The 16,279-nt window shown below is 47.5% G+C and carries 17 protein-coding genes, 1 tRNA gene and 1 pseudogene; 8 read left to right on the top strand and 11 right to left on the bottom strand.

Annotated features, from left to right (window positions below; genetic code table 11):
• Positions 1-61 precede the first annotated feature (61 nt).
• The 6 genes from uvrC to trpS all read right to left on the bottom strand — a co-directional run bounded on the left by uvrC (position 62) and on the right by trpS (position 5,998).
• A complete protein-coding gene (uvrC, locus tag Ga0123461_RS07705; RefSeq protein ID WP_100277798.1) occupies positions 62-1,900 on the bottom strand; it encodes an excinuclease ABC subunit UvrC in 1,839 nt (612 codons plus the stop codon).
• Between the two features lie 74 nt (positions 1,901-1,974).
• On the bottom strand, positions 1,975-2,658 hold the full coding sequence (locus Ga0123461_RS07700) for an endonuclease III domain-containing protein (protein WP_100277797.1): 684 nt from the start codon (positions 2,656-2,658) through the stop codon (positions 1,975-1,977).
• 2 nt (positions 2,659-2,660) lie between these two features.
• Entirely contained in the window at positions 2,661-3,635 is a 975-nt protein-coding gene (locus Ga0123461_RS07695; RefSeq protein WP_100277796.1) for a pseudouridine synthase, read from the bottom strand.
• A complete protein-coding gene (gene scpB / locus Ga0123461_RS07690) occupies positions 3,601-4,209 on the bottom strand; it encodes an SMC-Scp complex subunit ScpB (protein ID WP_100277795.1) in 609 nt (202 codons plus the stop codon). The genes Ga0123461_RS07695 and scpB overlap by 35 nt, the downstream gene beginning before the upstream one ends.
• Entirely contained in the window at positions 4,206-4,970 is a 765-nt protein-coding gene (locus tag Ga0123461_RS07685) for a segregation and condensation protein A (RefSeq protein WP_100277794.1), read from the bottom strand. The genes scpB and Ga0123461_RS07685 overlap by 4 nt, the downstream gene beginning before the upstream one ends.
• On the bottom strand, positions 4,967-5,998 hold the full coding sequence (gene trpS / locus Ga0123461_RS07680; protein WP_100277793.1) for a tryptophan--tRNA ligase: 1,032 nt from the start codon (positions 5,996-5,998) through the stop codon (positions 4,967-4,969). Before trpS ends, Ga0123461_RS07685 begins: the two co-directional genes overlap by 4 nt.
• Positions 5,999-6,222: 224 nt before the next feature.
• Here trpS and Ga0123461_RS07675 point away from each other — a divergent pair, with 224 nt between their 5' ends.
• Positions 6,223-6,402 (top strand): hypothetical protein, encoded by a 180-nt coding sequence (locus Ga0123461_RS07675; RefSeq protein WP_100277792.1) that lies wholly within the window; start codon positions 6,223-6,225, stop codon positions 6,400-6,402.
• 124 nt (positions 6,403-6,526) lie between these two features.
• Positions 6,527-6,603 (top strand) — tRNA-Met (locus tag Ga0123461_RS07670).
• Positions 6,604-6,746: 143 nt separating this feature from the next.
• Here Ga0123461_RS07670 and Ga0123461_RS12795 read toward each other — a convergent pair.
• The 3 genes and pseudogenes from Ga0123461_RS12795 to Ga0123461_RS07655 form a co-directional block, all read right to left on the bottom strand.
• Positions 6,747-7,790: pseudogene (locus Ga0123461_RS12795) on the bottom strand (Arm DNA-binding domain-containing protein); the annotation flags it as partial.
• A gap of 2 nt (positions 7,791-7,792) precedes the next feature.
• Entirely contained in the window at positions 7,793-7,966 is a 174-nt protein-coding gene (gene xisR / locus Ga0123461_RS07660) for an excisionase family protein (protein WP_100277791.1), read from the bottom strand.
• A gap of 63 nt (positions 7,967-8,029) precedes the next feature.
• Positions 8,030-8,353 carry a hypothetical protein gene (locus tag Ga0123461_RS07655; protein ID WP_100278743.1) on the bottom strand — a complete coding sequence of 108 codons (324 nt, stop codon included), beginning with the start codon at positions 8,351-8,353 and terminating at the stop codon, positions 8,030-8,032.
• Positions 8,354-8,484: 131 nt separating this feature from the next.
• Between Ga0123461_RS07655 and Ga0123461_RS07650 the strand changes: the two genes are divergently transcribed.
• The 5 genes from Ga0123461_RS07650 to Ga0123461_RS07630 all read left to right on the top strand — a co-directional run bounded on the left by Ga0123461_RS07650 (position 8,485) and on the right by Ga0123461_RS07630 (position 12,110).
• Positions 8,485-8,979 (top strand): hypothetical protein, encoded by a 495-nt coding sequence (locus tag Ga0123461_RS07650; protein ID WP_157819281.1) that lies wholly within the window; start codon positions 8,485-8,487, stop codon positions 8,977-8,979.
• A complete protein-coding gene (locus tag Ga0123461_RS07645; protein WP_100277789.1) occupies positions 8,976-9,524 on the top strand; it encodes an HNH endonuclease in 549 nt (182 codons plus the stop codon). Before Ga0123461_RS07650 ends, Ga0123461_RS07645 begins: the two co-directional genes overlap by 4 nt.
• 60 nt (positions 9,525-9,584) lie before the next feature.
• A complete protein-coding gene (locus Ga0123461_RS07640) occupies positions 9,585-9,812 on the top strand; it encodes a hypothetical protein (RefSeq protein WP_100277788.1) in 228 nt (75 codons plus the stop codon).
• A 71-nt stretch (positions 9,813-9,883) separates the two neighbouring features.
• Entirely contained in the window at positions 9,884-11,248 is a 1,365-nt protein-coding gene (locus tag Ga0123461_RS07635; protein ID WP_100277787.1) for an AAA family ATPase, read from the top strand.
• Between the two features lies 1 nt (position 11,249).
• Positions 11,250-12,110: a DUF4435 domain-containing protein gene (locus Ga0123461_RS07630; protein WP_100277786.1), complete on the top strand. Its 861-nt coding sequence runs from the start codon at positions 11,250-11,252 to the stop codon at positions 12,108-12,110.
• On the opposite strand, the gene Ga0123461_RS07625 is transcribed toward Ga0123461_RS07630, so the two are convergent.
• Positions 12,084-12,944: a rolling circle replication-associated protein gene (locus Ga0123461_RS07625; RefSeq protein ID WP_157819280.1), complete on the bottom strand. Its 861-nt coding sequence runs from the start codon at positions 12,942-12,944 to the stop codon at positions 12,084-12,086. The two genes, Ga0123461_RS07630 and Ga0123461_RS07625, sit on opposite strands and share 27 nt — an antisense overlap.
• A 429-nt stretch (positions 12,945-13,373) precedes the next feature.
• On the opposite strand from Ga0123461_RS07625, the gene Ga0123461_RS07620 reads away from it, so the two are divergent.
• Entirely contained in the window at positions 13,374-13,757 is a 384-nt protein-coding gene (locus Ga0123461_RS07620) for a hypothetical protein (protein WP_100277784.1), read from the top strand.
• 384 nt (positions 13,758-14,141) lie between these two features.
• Here the strand turns inward: Ga0123461_RS07620 and fusA are convergent, their stop codons facing one another.
• On the bottom strand, positions 14,142-16,148 hold the full coding sequence (gene fusA / locus Ga0123461_RS07615) for an elongation factor G (protein ID WP_157819279.1): 2,007 nt from the start codon (positions 16,146-16,148) through the stop codon (positions 14,142-14,144).
• Between the last annotated feature and the right edge of the window lie 131 nt (positions 16,149-16,279).

The following is a 16,279-nucleotide window of genomic DNA, read 5'->3' as shown; positions in this document are numbered from 1 at the left end:
ATAGGCGTTCAGAACTGTTTTTACATCAGGCTTTTTATGGTGCTTTCGTAGTTCGCTGCAATTATTTATGTAGCGCGATAAAGATGCGTTCGGCAAGCCCGTCGGAGATGCCGGGTGCTTGGGCCAGCTGCGCCCGTCCGGCCATTTTTACCCCTTCGATACCACCGAAATGTTTGAGCAGTGCGGTGCGTTTGGCAGGCCCGATGCCGGGTATGGTATCGAGTGCCGAGGTGAACATGCTCTTCTTTTTGCGTTTGCGCATATAGGCGCCGGCAAAGCGGTGTGCCTCGTCGCGTACCCTGGCAATCAGAAGCAGTGCGGGGGAGTGGCGACCCGGCTTCAGGGGTTTGCCAATGCCGCCTTCTCCGCTCTCCAGCCAGCCGGGCCAGAGTGTCTCTTCACCGAGCTTGCGCCCATCCCCCTTGGTGACTGCGAGCAATTTCAGATCGTGAAGGCCTGCACTGGCAGCGCACTGCATCGCTATGCCCAGTTGACCGCGGCCACCATCGATCAGCATCAGGTCGGGGCAGGGAATGGCCTCCTCATTGATGGCACGGAAGAAACGGGTAAGCACGGCTTCCATGGCCGCATAGTCATCACCTTCTCCAACATCAGCGGTGGCGGAGATACCATCGAGCTTGTAACGGCGGTAGAGCTCTTTCTCAGGCCCCTGCCATCCGGCAAAGGTGATAGCAGCAACCATCTGTTTACCACCCAGATGAGCGTTATCTACAGCTGCAATGCGTTCAGGTGAATCAACCGAGAGTAGCTCGGCCAGAGCCTGAAAGGCTGGCTGCTGGTCTTCACTTCTGCGGCTTGAGAGCATCTGGCGCCCCGAATGCAGCACCTGCTCTAGCCACTGTTTTCTTCCGCCACGCTGGGGGTGATTCACATTCGATTTGCATTTTGGATGCAGCAGTCGCAGCAGCCGTTGCAGTTCACGGCATTCGGCGTCCAAGCAGGTCACAAGAATCTCGTTCGGTGGCAGATCATCCCTGTAGCGCTCGATCAGAAGGCTTTGCAGGATTTCGGCATCTTCTGCATCCGCTGCCTGTGCGATGCGCAGGGTATGGGTGCCCAGATCGTGACCGGAGCGACGCACTCCGATGCTGGCCAGTACACCGGATGCGTGACGGATTAGCGTGATCACATCGGCACTATCGGGCAGGGTGCTCTGCTCAGACCCGGCAAGAATGGAGCGCAGTGCCCGAATTCGATCGCGCAGCAAGCTCGCCTTTTCAAACGCCATGACATCGGAAGCCTGCTGCATCTCCGACTCCCATGATTTTAATAGCGCCTCATCCTCGCCCTTGAGAAAGCGGCGAACTTCACCCACCTGCGATCCATATTCATCCTGGCTGACCAGATCACAGCAGGGGGCAGAACAGCGACCTATCTGATGCTGCATGCAGGGGCGCGAGCGGTTGTTAAATACCCCGTTCTCGCAATCGCGGATGCGGAAAATCGACTGCATGACATGCAGTGTCTGATGCACTGCCCCGGCATTGGGGAAGGGGCCGAAGTACTCGCCGGAAAGCGTTCGTTTACCGCGATAGAGGTGCAGTTTGGGATAGGCTTCATCGGTAAGCAGGATGTAGGGGTAGGACTTTGAATCCTTCATCAGCACGTTGTAACGTGGCTTGAGTTGCTTGATCAGATTATGTTCGAGTACCAGCGCCTCAGCCTCTGACGCGGTAACGGTGAAGTTAAGGTCACGAATCTGCTGAACCATCGCCTGCGTGCGTGGTGAATCAGGCATTTGCTGGAAATAGCTTGAAACCCGCTTTCGCAGATTTCGTGCCTTACCGACATAGAGCACTTTGCGCTCACCATCGAGCATGCGGTAAACACCGGGCTCACTTGGCAGCGAAGATAGAGGGAGAGGGGGCTCAAACCACATGACGGCAGCCTATCTCCTGTGGTTCCCTTTGCCACCAGCATTGGCGTCAAACTTTAAACGGATGATCTACTCTTTTACGCGGTCAGTGAGTTTTCCGATGGCATGCTGTCTTGCCGTGCAGTTGCACAGATCGTGTGTAGCGGACAGTTATCACAGACCGGTTTTGGACGGCAGTGGCGTTTGGCGTGTTCGACGATAAGCGCATGGTACTCCTGAAACATTAACAGAGAAGGCGCCAGTCGTTGCTGGAAATAGTTTTGGATTCCATCGTAATCGATCTTGTCAGGTAGCAGCCCAAGGCGAGTAAAAATTCGCCGGGTGTAGGCATCCACGACAAATACCGGTTTATCCAGTGCATAGAGAAGAATGGAATCAGCCGTTTCGGGCCCAATGCCAGATATATCAATAAGCTGCTTGCGCAGGGTGCTTTTCGGCCACTTTTTCAGGCCGGATGTTTTACCCTGATTCATATAGAAGAGGGAGAAGCGCTGCAGTAGGTCGGACTTCTGATTGAAGAAGCCGGAGGGGCGAATAACCTCAGCAAGCTGCTCGTGATTGCTGCTGGCAATCGAAGCGTAATGAAGCATCTTTTTCGCTTTCAGGTTATTAATTGCCATCTCGACATTGGTCCAGCTTGTGTTCTGGGTGAGAATTGCACCCACCATCACCTCAAATGGTTTGTCAGCAGGCCACCAGTACTGTGGTCCGTACACCTTGTATAGCAGCTGATAGATCTGAAGTGGGGAGGGTTTTCTCAACGCTACTCTGTGTCCTGATCGTCTTTAATATAGCTGGTGCGCAGTCGTTTGATCTCGTTCTTGTTAAGTTTTCGGGTGCTGCCAAGTGGCATCCCCTCTTCGAGTTTAACTGTGCCAAAACGAATGCGCATCAACCTGCGAACCGGGTGACCGACCGCCTCAAAGGTTCGGCGCACTTCGCGCCAGCGACCACGAAGAATTACCACAGTCAGCCATGTGTGCCCCTTGGTTTCGGAATTTACCGATACCTCCCAGCCGTCACACTTATCACCTTCACCAATGTCGAAACCGCCACGGCGCAGTTTCTCCAGCGTCTCCAGCGAAACCTGACCGGCCACACGCACACGGTATTCACGAGGCACCTTGGCACCGGGATGGGTCAGTGCGCGTGTTAGATTGCCGTCATCGGTGAGTATCAGCAGCCCTTCAGTATCCATGTCGAGCCTGCCAATTGACTGCACATTAGGTGCAACATCGAGCGTGTCGTAAATCAGGGGGCGTCCCTTATCATCGCGACGTGAGCAGAGCTGCCCTTTGGGTTTGTTCAACAGAAGATAGGTGAAGTTGGTCTGCTGCAGAACAGGTTCACCATCGACACAGACAATATCGCCGGGCTGGATCTTAATGCCGGGCTCTTTGCAGATCTCATTGTTTACCGACACACGACCTGCCTCTACCCAGCGATCAGCCTCGCGTCGGGAGCAGAGGCCACAGCTGGAGAGGTAGCGATTGATGCGCTCGCCGGAACTGAGGTCGACAACAACCGGGTCCAGATTTTTTGCTGGCTTGGATTTGTTCTGATATTTGCCCTGAGGGCGGCCTTTACCTCGCAGTTCAGTTGCTTTAGGGACTCTACCCTTACCATGCTGTTCAGATGGCTTAGAGACCCTGCTCTTGCCCTTCTGTTCCGTTGGTTTGGAGGCTCTGGTGTTACGCTTCTGTTCAGGCTGCCTGGTTGGTTTCTTCGTCTGTTTCATTTTCTTCCGTGGGTTGTTCAATATTTTCCATCACCAGTTGCTGGATCTCATCCTCATCCATTAACTGTGCCGATTCCGGCAGATCCTTCAGTGATTCCAGTCCAAAGTCGATGAGGAACTGTTTGCCGGTGCCGTAGAGGTGAGGCCGCCCCGGAACATCCTTGCGCCCCAGTACCTTAATCCAGCCGCGCTCTTGCAGCGTGGCGATCATCTGGCTCGATACCTTAACACCCCTTAATGCTTCAATCTCAGCACGTGTGGTCGGCTGGCGATAAGCGATGATTGCCAGGGTCTCCAGTGATGAACGTGACAACCTCTGCGGTTTTATCTCCCACATGGTGTGAATAATCTCGGCATGTTCAGGTGCTGTGCGGAACTGCCAGCCACCGGCTGCTTTTTCCAGCCTGATGCCGCGATCCTGATAGTGCGCCTCGAGTTCGCTGAGTGCTTCGCGGATATCAGAGGAGTTAATTTCTTCGTCAAGCAGGCTGCGCAGCTTTGCCAGGGTGATCGGCTCATCACTTGCCAGTATGACTGCCTCAAGTTGGGAACAGAGCTGTGTTGCGTTGTTCATTGCATTTTCTCCTTCAGAAGCAAGGTGATGGAGCCGAAATTTTCACTTTGGATTACGGTGATTGTCTGTTGGCGCCACAGTTCGAGAATGGCCAGTACCGTGGTGACCAGCGCTTCACGCCCGGGCTCACCGGTAAGCAACTCATCCAGCTGCATGCCGCCGCTTTGCAGTCGTTCTAGCACGATTCCCATGCGTTCGCGCACACTCATGGTTTCAGAGAAAATCTGATGGCGAACCTCGCCACCGACACGTTTGAGTACTGCTCGGAAGGCCAGCAGAAGGGCATCGAGATCGCCATCGGGCAATGGCCGCTCTACCTCATCAGCTTCAGGGAAGATGGAGCGGACAAATAGATCGCGGCCCATGCGTGGCCGCTCGTTCAGCTCCTCAGCAAGCATGCGATACTGTTCGTATGCAATCAGCTGCGCTGCAAGCTCAGCGCGCGGATCGATCTGGTTACCCTCTTCATCCATTTCAGGGCGCGGCAACAGCATACGCGATTTCAATTGCATCAGGGTACTGGCCATCACCAGATAATCACCGGCGATCTCCAGATCAAGCTCCTCCTGAGCCTCAAGAATACCCAGATACTGCTTGGTGATCATGGCCAGCGGAATATCGAAAACATCAAGCTCCTGACTGCGGATCAGATGCAGAAGAACATCCAGTGGTCCCTCGAACTTATCCAGCTGGACCGGTGGCAGTGCACGCTGCTCTACTTCCTCATGGTGGATCAGAGGCGCCTGCACTGCTCCTGTCATACGCGATAGCCCATCTTCAGCGTTTTACGCACCTTCTCCATGGTGCGGGAGGCCTCATGGCGGGCCCGTTCATTGCCGGCACGTACGATATCCCTGAGATCGTCCGGTCGGGAAGCGATCTCGATGCGCCGCTCACGGATTGGTTGCAGCTCCTCTTCAAGGTGTTTGAGCATGCACATCTTGCAGTCGATACAACCGATACCTGCGGTGGTACACCCTTCCTTAACCCACTGACGCTCCTCTTCGGTGGAGTAGACCTTGTGGAAGTCCCATACCGGACAGTTCTCGGGATTACCCGGATCATCACGACGCACGCGGGCCGGGTCGGTAGGCATGGTTTTAACCTTCTTCTCAGTCACCTTCCATTCTTCACCCAGCTCAATGGTATTGCCGTAGGATTTGCTCATCTTGCGGCCATCGAGCCCCGGTAACTTGGCGGCAGGCATCAACATCGATGCGGGTTCGGGAAAGAGGGGAGGGATGCCCTGACGGTAGAGGTGGTTAAAGCGGCGGGCTACCTCGCGGGTCAGCTCCACATGCGGTACCTGATCCTCACCGACCGGTACGCCATCAGCGCGATAGATCAGGATATCAGCCGCCTGCAGCAGCGGATAACCGAGGAAGCCGTAGGTGCCGAGATCTTTTTCACGAAGCTGCTCGATCTGATCCTTGTAGGTTGGTACGCGCTCCAGCCAGGAGAGGGGGGTCATAAACGAGAAGAGCAGGTGCAGCTCTGCATGTTCAGGCACCTCTGACTGGATAAAGACAACCGCCTTTTCCGGGTCTACGCCCACAGCCAGCCAGTCGATCAGCATATCCCAGATCGTATCCTTGACGATGGACGGGTTGGCGTAGTCTGTTGTCAGGGCATGCCAGTCTGCAGCGAAGAAGAAGCATTGATGCTCATCCTGCAGCTTCAGCCAGTTTTCAAGTACACCTTTATAGTGGCCCAGATGCAGTTTGCCTGTAGGGCGCATGCCGGAAAGAATGCGTTTCGGTTTATTCTGTGGCGTTTCGGAAGTGCTCAATCGTTTCCCCTCGTTAAATTGAAGTGCCGATTCCCTCAGCCGCCTTCAATCATTCAAACTTCTTTGCGAAAGATAGCAAAGCAGCAAGGCCATTGTAACAATGGGTGTTCTCAGGCCTCTTTCGTATCAGGCGAAAGACGAGGGATGCTGGTTAACTGCGACAATCTGCCACTTGACATATTATCAAATAATAATATACTTACATTTATCCGGAGGCAGAGGCCATGGTATTCATCAAAGATCAGAAAGAGAACAGCGATTGCCACTATGAGGCACATGTATGGTTTAGTAATCACTCCCACCAGTGCGGCTGCTTTGCAGTGAAAGCCGCGGCTGAGAAGTGGGCCTCATGGCTGCAGAAAAAGATTGTTACCAGGGATATGTTCAAGGCAGCCCATAAATAAGCCGGGCACACATGAATACAATGCTCATCGCATGTTAGACAATGGCGATCTAGCTGATAAAAAAAGATAGGAAATGAGTCTTGCCAAAGCGAATCGGCTTCCTATACTTCGCGCCACATTCAACGGCGCTTTAGCTCAGTTGGTTAGAGCGGTGGAATCATAATCCATGTGTCCGGGGTTCGAGTCCCTGAAGCGCCACCATATAAGTGTAATAAAGACGGGAGCTTACGGGCTTCCGTTTTTTTTTGTGCCAAAATTGTGTCGTTCTGAGTAGATTTAGAAAACATCGCTACTGCCTTAGTTCCTGACCCGTTATTCATTTTTGGAATCCATCGAGCATACCTTTTCAATGTGGTTTGAATCGAGGTGTGACCTAGCTGTTGAGATACCCATGCGATATTTTCACCTGCTGTTAGCATCATAGAAGCATATGTGTGTCTCATCTGCTTTGGTTCTCTATAATGTATCTTTGCTCGCTTTACTGTTGGTTCCCAGGCAATTTTCCTGAACTTGATATCATCATTCCAATTGCGGTTGGTATTAGGGTTGTGAAATACATAATCGTTTTGATTGAAAGTGATTTTCTTTTGGCATTGAAGTGCCTTTAATGCTGGTAGAAGTAGGTCAATGCTTCGATTGCCCGCCTCTGTCTTAGTTCCTTTTTCTAGGCCACGAACATTGTTGTGTCTTATGTGAACTGTATCTGATCTCCAATCAATATCGCTCCACCGCAAAGCAATCAATTCGCCGATTCGTAGCCCTGTCCAGAAACCAAACTGGATTGCGTTAGCAATGCCTTGATCTGAAGCTGCACTAACAATTGCTAACTGCTCAACATCATCGAAAGGCTCTGGCTCACGTGTTCTGACTTTTAGGTTTTTTATTCTATCCATCGGATTCCGGTCTATAGAACCATCTGCGAAAGCATCATCTAGAATGGCGCGCAGGGGAATTAAGACATTATTTATTCGTTTGTTTTTAATAGTGGTAAGTCCACCAAGCCAATGGCGGATTACCTGTGTAGACAAATCTTCTACTCTCATCTGCCCAAATGCTGGTATTAAGTGGCATCTAACAGCAGTTTCATAAGAGCCGTAAGTGGAGTTTGCTATTCTTATCTTTTTATCGGCCAGGTAAGAGAGGAGGGCATCTTTAACTAATTGAGTGCCGGATTGACTGCCAGAAAATTGAAGTGCGCGTTTACTATTTGGGAAGTGCTTTCTGTAATCGAATGTTCCTATGGCAATTTCATGTAGAATTGTTGCATGCTTTCGCTCTGCGAATAGAAGGTGTGCTTTTGTTGGTTCAAGTTTCAAGGTTTCACGGCATCGCTGGCCTTGATATGAAAAATCAACCTGTATGCTTTTCCCTCTTAACTTGGCCCCCATGATTAATGGCCTTCGACCCAAGAATTAATGGCTTGAGGATTAAACAAAACCCGACCGTCTGGAGCCTTGATCCAATGAAGTCCCATTAACCAAACACCTTTTCTAATTTTGGCTCGGATTGCATCCTCAGAGTACCCGGTTAGGTCACTAAGTTTTTTTATTGTAATCCATTTCATCTTTGCACCTCCAGCGTGGAATAGGTGCAAGTTACAGTTCCCCTAGGGGCGTGTCAATAGACACTAGTCCTGGGTGGTCATAGTTGATCGAATACCTGGGATTTCTCCCTTTACGGCCTTCCAAAAGTTGTCGACTTTCTTAAGAGCTTTTCCTGCAAGAGATTTTTCAGCCAAATCTCCTTTCTCAGGCAATACATCTTGAATGCTTACATAAAGAAGTTTCTCGTACTTACGAACAGTTGCTCGACTATAAATGAGATAGGTCACTCGCCATCCTAAGCGGCGCCCAACGGCAAGCATGCCTATTGCACGGCTTAAATGAGTGATGTCGCCACGAAACTTTTCTGTGGCATTGTCGATGATAGAAATGAATTTATCGTTATCCATGAGGAGCCTCGCAATTGAGAATCTGAACGAAAGGTTGTCTATGAGGGGGGTAATTTGCAAGCCCCTATATATATCTAGGTTGTGAAATATGTTGTGATGATCTATAACCTTCATTGAGAGAGGGATTTATCTTGAAACAATTATTGATTGTGGCCGTTGCTGTATTCATGGCTATTCCAGTTTCTTATGCGGGCATAACATATAAATGCGAAAGTCCCAGTGGTTCTATTAGCTGGCAGGATTCTCCATGTGAAAGCGGAAAGGAACTTAGCCGCAAGAGGATGCGAGATTACTCAAGAGAGAATGCTTCAAAAAAAGGTCATGGTGAGCTTACCGCTACTCAAGCAAACCAATTGATCCGATTGAAAAAGATAAAAATCGGCATGAGCAAAAAAGATGTCATTAAGTCTTGGGGTGTTCCAAGTAAAACGCTTGTCTCGATGACGGCCCAGGAAAGGTCAGAGCGGCTCGTATATTACAATTACTCAGAAGTTCCTGTTGTAATGGTTGCACGAGGGGTTGTTACTGCGATTAATTACTCAAAAGCAAAACCAAAATCAGCGAAGCCTTCAAAAAGTTTGGGTACTGTGAACAGCAGTGGCTACGGTCAATATAACAAGCAATGACAACATATAACACTTCATCTGATGCTGCTAATACAGCTGTCCGAAGTTTCTTAACTAAAGTTGGAGAGTATTATCTAGGCCATTCATTCAATACCGGTTCAGGCAAAGGGAAAGCGACTTGGGCCCGGATTAGAGATGATGTTTTCAGCGGAACGTGTTGTTACTGCGGAGAAGCGCACGCAGTGCTGCAAATTGAACATTTATTGATGTTCAACAGAACCGAATATGGACTTCACCACCCTGGGAATATTGCTCCATGCTGTAAGCCTTGTAACAAGCGAGAAAGAAAGGAAGGTAAAACATACACATCTTGGGAAGAACACCTTCAGGTTGTATGTGAGAGAAGAAATGAATCTTACCTATTCGAGCAAAGAAAGAACAAAATAATTAATCATATTACAGCTGAAAAATATCCGGACTTAGACGAAAAAGAGAGGCATGCAATTCGTGTGATTGCGAACAGTCTTTATGAAAATATTAAATTAGAATCTGAAAAGTCACTGAATATGTATAAGCAATTGGATGAGGCATTTGTTAACAGATAATGAGTTTAGGCCTGTTAAGCCGAGCAAGGCCATCAATATATTGTTTTAGGAGAAAAAGAAATGATTTGGGGAATTATATCAGCAGCAACATTCACATCTCTAATCTGGTTATACGATGGCAAGATGTTCAACCTGAGTATGGCAGCTAAGATTGATATCTTATTTTATCTGATGGTGTTTGGCTTGATTTGGTCTGTTTTTGAAATTATGCGAAGCGATGAAAAGGTTAAAGAAATTGAGATGAGGCAAATGTATGAAGCTGGAAGAAGGGATGGAGTTGAAAAATAATAATGGTTCGACTTTTTGGTATATTAGACAAGCCTATGGAAATTCACGTTAGCTGTTTATGGGGATGATTAATGAAGATTACTAAATTTACAGGCAAAAAAATTCATGGTTACTTAGATATTTCAGTGAAGTTTAATGAAGAATTGTCATTTCTGACTGGGATCAATGGAAGCGGAAAAACTTCAGTTGTAAGGGGGATGGTTGCATTGCTTCAACCATCTTTACTGTATTTGGTTGATGTAGATTTCTCTGAGATGAAAGTTGAATATAATATTGATGGAAAGACACATTCTATCACAGCGAAATCCTCAGAAGATGAATTGACCATCTTGCATAGTAATGTGAAAGATTCTTATAAATTATCATTAATTAAAAGAGATCCTTATGAATCTTCATATAGGTATGAAGAAAGGCGAGTAGAATTTTACAAAGAGGCAGAGACAATCGCCTTTTCACATCCAGTAATTAAGAGCATTAAATCTTTACCATCGCCAATGTTTATTGGCCTTGAAAGAAAAGTAAGTGGTGATTTGTCCGATAAAAATATCCGACCAAGGATTAGAAATAGACATTTTCGAGAGGTCTTTGCTGGAAGCTTGAAAGAAGGGATGATTGAAACTAGGGAAATGGTCGAGGACTATTATCGAACGATTTCTTCAGAACAAAAGACTCTGGCTAATAGGTTGATGAGAGACATGGTTCTGTGTTCATTCCACATCAAGGATGACAAAGCACAAGATGAAAAAATTAAGCCAAAAATCCCTGATGCAAGATATGTAGCTCAAATGAAAAAGAAGCATGTGCTAGTTAAGCAGACCCTTATAAACATTGGAGTGGAAGAAAAGGATATTGATAGTCATGTTTCTCCATTTTTTCGCTACATTGAAGTTATGTATGAACAGTTTAACAAGTATGACATTAAAGCATTTGATGACATTTTTGAAAAATTGAAACCCGATCAAATGATGGAGTTCTTTAGCTGGACATCATTTCTTCCTCAAGAAGCCAATATCAACACATTAATTAAACTAGTTGAAAAATTTAATAAAAAGAAAAACGAAGCATATTCTAAGGTTGATAAATATCTATATGGAATCAACGCATTCCTAGAACATGGTGGAAAGAAAATTTGTTTTTCAGAGGCAGGTCAAATTCAACTCGAGGTGAACGGCAATGTGAGATCTTTAACTGGATTATCATCTGGGGAGGCGCACCTTTTTGTTATGTTGTCCAACCTTTACTTCAATCGAAGCCGCGATGAGACGGTCTCATTAATTGTAGATGAGCCAGAATTGTCATTGCATATTATGTGGCAAGAAATGTTTGTTGGAGCAATTCAAGAAGCAAACCCTGACTTGCAGCTGATTTTTGCTACACACTCCCCATCCATTATTTTAGACAGAGAAGAAGCTTGTATTGATCTGAGTAAGGGTTGACATGGGTATATTAGAATACTCCAGCATTGCAAAAAAAGCATATTCTTTTTTGTATAGACCATTTAATGAAATAGATATATTTGTTGAAGATAAAGCAAACCGAGCGGTGTATGAAAAATTGTTTTCGAGAATCTTGGAAGGTAAAGCAAAAGTAGTTCGCATATTTCAGCTTGGCGGAAGGAAAGAAGTTATTGATGCCTGTAAAGCAGACCAGAGTAACTCGACCAGAAAAAAGATTTATATAGTTGATGGGGATTTGAATTTAATATGTGGGACAAGGCCTTTAAAACTAAAATATTTTTACTCTTTGAGAGTTTATTGCTCAGAAAACTTATTGTTATGTAGAAAAACATTGGAAACCATAGCTCATGAGAGTGACTATAACAGCACTAAAGTCGATGTTTGCTCAAGGCTAAATTTTGACGCTCAGATAAAAAGTCTGGAGAAATCATTTCTTCCACTTTTTGTGTTGTATGCAATTTGCCACAGGAATCATAAAAAGAAAATTGGAGTGAAAACAGTTTCTTATAATATACATCGTTTTTTGGACGGTGGGAGCCCCAATGTTTTAAAACCCCTAATATTAGGAAGAATGAGAGTGATAATTACTCAATTGAAGTTAATTCTTGGCGATGAGCAGTATCAAAAAGAGAAAAAAATTGTTGTTAAGCACTTAAGAAAGTATGACTTGGACTTAGTGTGCGTACTTTCAGGAAAAGATTATATCTTACCTTTCATTCATTTGCTGCTGACCAGAGAATTTGCTTATCATTCATCTTTTGAACAGCTAAAAGCCCGCATAGCAAATGACTGTGATATGAAAATAGATCCTTTTCTATATAAAGCTTTGAGGAGAGTTTGATTGAAACATTGTCCTAATTTTCTGAGTTTCAGGAATGTGTAATAAGTTTAGAATCATGATCAGGGTTTGGTTAACTCCATGACCTGGGGGAGTCCAAACCCCATGTTCATGTACGTAGATGTCATTAAACTTTTTCCCGGATGATTCAGTAATCATTTTGCGATAGGCAATGACGCCTTCGATTCCGACATGAACATAGTCGATATGTTCTTTAGGTTTGAGATCACGGCTAACGCCATAGCGTTGACCTACCACGGAGCCTTGGTTGCCATCGGTTCCCTTTGCAAGGTAACCGACGGCCTTCATTAAATAACGACCAGCCGCTTTCGCATATTTGATCTTCTCCAGATGCACCATGCCGTTGCCCCAGAGCTTCTCCAGCCCACGTGCCCACATCCTGAAATGCCGATACTCAACCTTATCATTGGTCAAAATATGGACATGAGGATTTGAATCGTTGGGGTTCTCAGCCACCCAGATGAACAGAGGCTGCTTTTTACCTTTCTTCCGATACCTACTGCGCCAAGCATCAAGAAAGCGGCTTATTTCGGCTCCTATGGTTGTTTCTCCAGATGCCAAGCGTTCTCTAGCCTCTAAATCGAACGTGACCGTAATAAAAGTTCCCATGCCTCCGTGATCTCTACCTGCAAGATAAACAGCACCACGGATACTTTTTGCTCCACGCCTAGATAAACAGGTAGTGATTCTTGAACCAGAATTATCAGGTGGAGGAGGGCGGTGAAGATTGGGATTGGTCGGCAGGGTGATGCTGACCTCTCCGGCAGAGTTGTGCTTCACCTTCAGATGCGAGGCAACGAATGTATCAACAGACACGGTGTGCCTCGTCGTCTTCGTTACAGTCGGAATGCGCTCCCTCCGTCCATGGGGCGGGGGGTGCGCTACCCTCCTGCAACTCAGCTCCACAGAGGGGGCAAGTTGTGACCGATTTGTGACATTCTAAGGGCTGGTCTGGGTTGGTCTGGACTGGTTGGTCGAAAGTAGGGGGGAGGGCTAAACCGTTGGGGTCATTGGTCTGGAGTGGTCTGAGTAGGTCTGGGTTTTCTCTTGAAAAACAGTCACTTAGCGTTCGAGTCCCTGAAGCGCCACCAACTAAAAAGAGCCGCAGGACTAAGTGTCATGCGGCTCTTTTGCGTTAGGCCTGCGTCAAAAGAACCTGAACAAGCTATATTCTTTTCCTATCAAAATTGTGCGATGTCTCAAAATTCATTTTCTTGTCTATACTAAGCTAGGCAGGAGAAGGATATGAATAATGTTACTACAGATGATAAACCGCGATGGCTTGTAGTTATTGCGATGTATACCGCGTTTGGCGGGGTGCTCTGCCTGGTGTTTGGCGTGCCATCAATATTGTTTGATCTGTTTTCATTGGACGTGGTGATGGTAAACTGGGTCGTGCTGGCCATTGGTATTTTGACCTTGGTCGGAGCATACGGCCTATGGAAGTTACATAAGTGGGGTTGCTACCTGACAATAGCTATTTATATAGTATCGATTCTACTGAGTTTGTTAGCCATGAGTTTAGATGGTTCAGTAGCAAATCTCATGTTGCAACTGGTTGGCATTTTCTTTGCACTTCTTATTCTGATTTATCTGTTTGGTAAAGAGACCAGAGCACTGTTTCATTAAATCCTAGGTTCGAATTAATGGTGCTCAATCTTCCCGCGTTGTAAAAGAGTAACGCTAGTAAGTGTTCCTTCAGGGGGGCTGCTTTGACTTGATCCGAAATTGGTCTATAAACTAAACTATTAACAATAAATATAACGTCTGTTCCAGGGAGGGAATCGGGGAGAGGGGTTCATATGTTAAGTGCATGGATATTATCAATAACAACAGGTGTTGTTATGCACTTCCTGAAGTTTGGTGTGAACGACCTTTTTATCGGTGTGATCCTTTCATTCACTATCACAATTGTTGTTTATATCTGTTTCTTCAATAAGGAACAAAAGGTTTGATTTAGCGTGCAGGGAACTCCCGGCCGATATTGCTATCAGCCGGGATATTATTTCTCGATCAGTTGCTGGCTGACTCTTCCAGAATCCGTTTCTGGATCGTCGGCGGAACGACATCGTAGTGATCGAATTCGATCGTGTAGCTGCCTTCACCGCCTGTCATCGCCTTGAGTTGCGCCTGATAGGACTGAATTTCAGCCATGGGGGCCCGGGCTTCAATGATCGCTTTGCTGCTTTTTATATCGGTTGAGAGGATCTGGGCCCGTCGTGCATTGAGATCCCCCATGATATCGCCGATATGGTTCTGTGGCACGGTGATCTCCATGCTCACAATCGGTTCCAGTAGTACCGGCCTGCACTGCTCAAAAGCTTTTTTGAAAGCCTTCTGCCCGGCGATCTGGAAAGCGATATCCTTGGAATCGACCGTGTGGGTCTTGCCATCAATAAGGGTGACGCGAACATCGGTGACCGGATATCCGGCCATCACACCCTCCTGCATTGCTGATTGAACGCCCTTGTCGACAGAGGCGCGGAATACGCCATCAATGACGCCGCCATGGATTTTATCGACAAACTCGTAACCTTCACCCCGTCCCAGCGGCTCCATGTTGATCACCACCCGGCCGAACTGGCCTGCACCGCCGGACTGTTTCTTGTGCGTGTATTCGACATGGTTGATGTTGGTGGTGATGGTCTCCATGTAGGCTACACGTGGTGTAGAGGTTGTTACATTCACCTTATAGCGGCGTTTCAGTTTATTGAGGATCAGGCGCAGATGCAGGTCGGACATGCCGCTGATGATCATGTCGTGGGTCTGCGGGTCGCTGTGAACATGGAATGTGCGATCATCATTCTCGAACTCATGCAGAACCGTTCCCAGTTTCTGGTCATCTTTGTTGGTTTTCGGACGGACGGCCAGTGACACCATCGGGGTTGGGAACCTCAGTTCATCCAGGGCGATATCCGTCGATGCATCAGTGATGACGTCACAGGCATGCATATCAGCAACCCTCGGGATCGCCACAAGATCTCCGGCAATAGCCTTGCTGATATCCTGCTGCTGCTTGCCGATTACGCGGAAGATGTGACCGGCTTTCTCCTCTTTTCCGGAACGGCGGTTAATGAAGCTGCCATGAGCTGCGATCGAACCGGATAGTACGCGCAGATAGGAAATGCGTCCGACAAACTCGTCTGACTCGGTGTGGTAGACGTAGGCAGAGAAGCCTTTGACATCTGCTATCGAAACCGGTTCCTCATTCTGATAGACGATACGCTCAATTTCACCCGGTGCCGGTGCCAATTCACTCAATAGCTCCAGAAGCTCCCTAGTGCCCACTTCATGCTCTCCGGCAGTAGGTATGACAGGAAAGAGATTGCCGTGGATCAGTGCCTCTTTCAGGGCTGCTACAAGCTCCTTTTCACTGATCTCTGCGCCCTCAAGGTAGCGCTCCATCAGGTCATCGTCGGTTTCGACAATGGCTTCTACAATCTGCTCATAGGCAGCAGCTGTTTCATCATTGGCATCTTTGTTGTGCAGTGCCGAATAGACCTCGCTAAATGTGGAGGATGAGGCATTGGGGATGTAGAGCGGAATACAGCGATTGCCAAATTCAGCCTTGATCGCTTCAAGCGCTAAAGAAAAGTCCGTATTCTCCGAGTCGAGTTTGGTCATGGCGATGATGCGGGGGATGCCGCGCTGGCTGGCCAGTCGCCATACCTTGCGTGTATTGACCTTGATGCCATCGGTGGCATCGATGCAGATCAGTGCACACTCTGCCGCATGCAGGGCGGTCATCGCCTCAGCGATAGCATCCGGTGAACCCGGCACATCAAGGCAGTTGAAATGAAGGTTCCGGTAATTGAACGACAGAGTGGAGCAGTAGAGAGACTTCTCATGCTCCTTCTCATCAGGATCAAAATCGCTGATGGTGTTGTGGGCATCGATATGTCCCATGCGGTTTGTTGCGCCCGCAATGTGCAGCATCGACTCCAGCAGCGTGGTTTCACCTGCGCCTTCATGATCGAGCAATGCAATATTTCTGATTTGTGAGCTGCTGAGCTTATTCAAGACACCCTCCCGGCTTGATGAGGGAAACAAAAAACAACCCTATCCTCTGCACCTTGTGCGGTTGATCAACAGGGCGGTATTGGCCCGGTTGTTTCTGGTTTCGATTTCACTAAACCATACAAAAAAAACTC

The sequence above is a fragment of the Mariprofundus aestuarium genome, from assembly GCF_002795805.1.
Lineage (GTDB): Bacteria > Pseudomonadota > Zetaproteobacteria > Mariprofundales > Mariprofundaceae > Mariprofundus > Mariprofundus aestuarium.
Note: the sequence above shows the minus strand (reverse complement) of the source record. Positions and strands in the feature narration are given on the sequence as shown.

Excerpts from the sequence above, each read along its gene's own strand:
- uvrC (WP_100277798.1), bottom strand. The coding sequence starts at position 1,900 with ATGTGGTTTGAGCCCCCTCTCCCTCTATCTTCGCTGCCAAGTGAGCCC.
- Ga0123461_RS07695 (WP_100277796.1), bottom strand. The coding sequence starts at position 3,635 with ATGAAACAGACGAAGAAACCAACCAGGCAGCCTGAACAGAAGCGTAAC.
- scpB (WP_100277795.1), bottom strand. The coding sequence starts at position 4,209 with ATGAACAACGCAACACAGCTCTGTTCCCAACTTGAGGCAGTCATACTG.
- Ga0123461_RS07685 (WP_100277794.1), bottom strand. The coding sequence starts at position 4,970 with ATGACAGGAGCAGTGCAGGCGCCTCTGATCCACCATGAGGAAGTAGAG.
- Ga0123461_RS07675 (WP_100277792.1), top strand. The coding sequence starts at position 6,223 with ATGGTATTCATCAAAGATCAGAAAGAGAACAGCGATTGCCACTATGAG.
- xisR (WP_100277791.1), bottom strand. The coding sequence starts at position 7,966 with ATGAAATGGATTACAATAAAAAAACTTAGTGACCTAACCGGGTACTCT.
- Ga0123461_RS07655 (WP_100278743.1), bottom strand. The coding sequence starts at position 8,353 with ATGGATAACGATAAATTCATTTCTATCATCGACAATGCCACAGAAAAG.
- Ga0123461_RS07645 (WP_100277789.1), top strand. The coding sequence starts at position 8,976 with ATGACAACATATAACACTTCATCTGATGCTGCTAATACAGCTGTCCGA.
- Ga0123461_RS07640 (WP_100277788.1), top strand. The coding sequence starts at position 9,585 with ATGATTTGGGGAATTATATCAGCAGCAACATTCACATCTCTAATCTGG.
- Ga0123461_RS07635 (WP_100277787.1), top strand. The coding sequence starts at position 9,884 with ATGAAGATTACTAAATTTACAGGCAAAAAAATTCATGGTTACTTAGAT.
- Ga0123461_RS07630 (WP_100277786.1), top strand. The coding sequence starts at position 11,250 with ATGGGTATATTAGAATACTCCAGCATTGCAAAAAAAGCATATTCTTTT.
- Ga0123461_RS07620 (WP_100277784.1), top strand. The coding sequence starts at position 13,374 with ATGAATAATGTTACTACAGATGATAAACCGCGATGGCTTGTAGTTATT.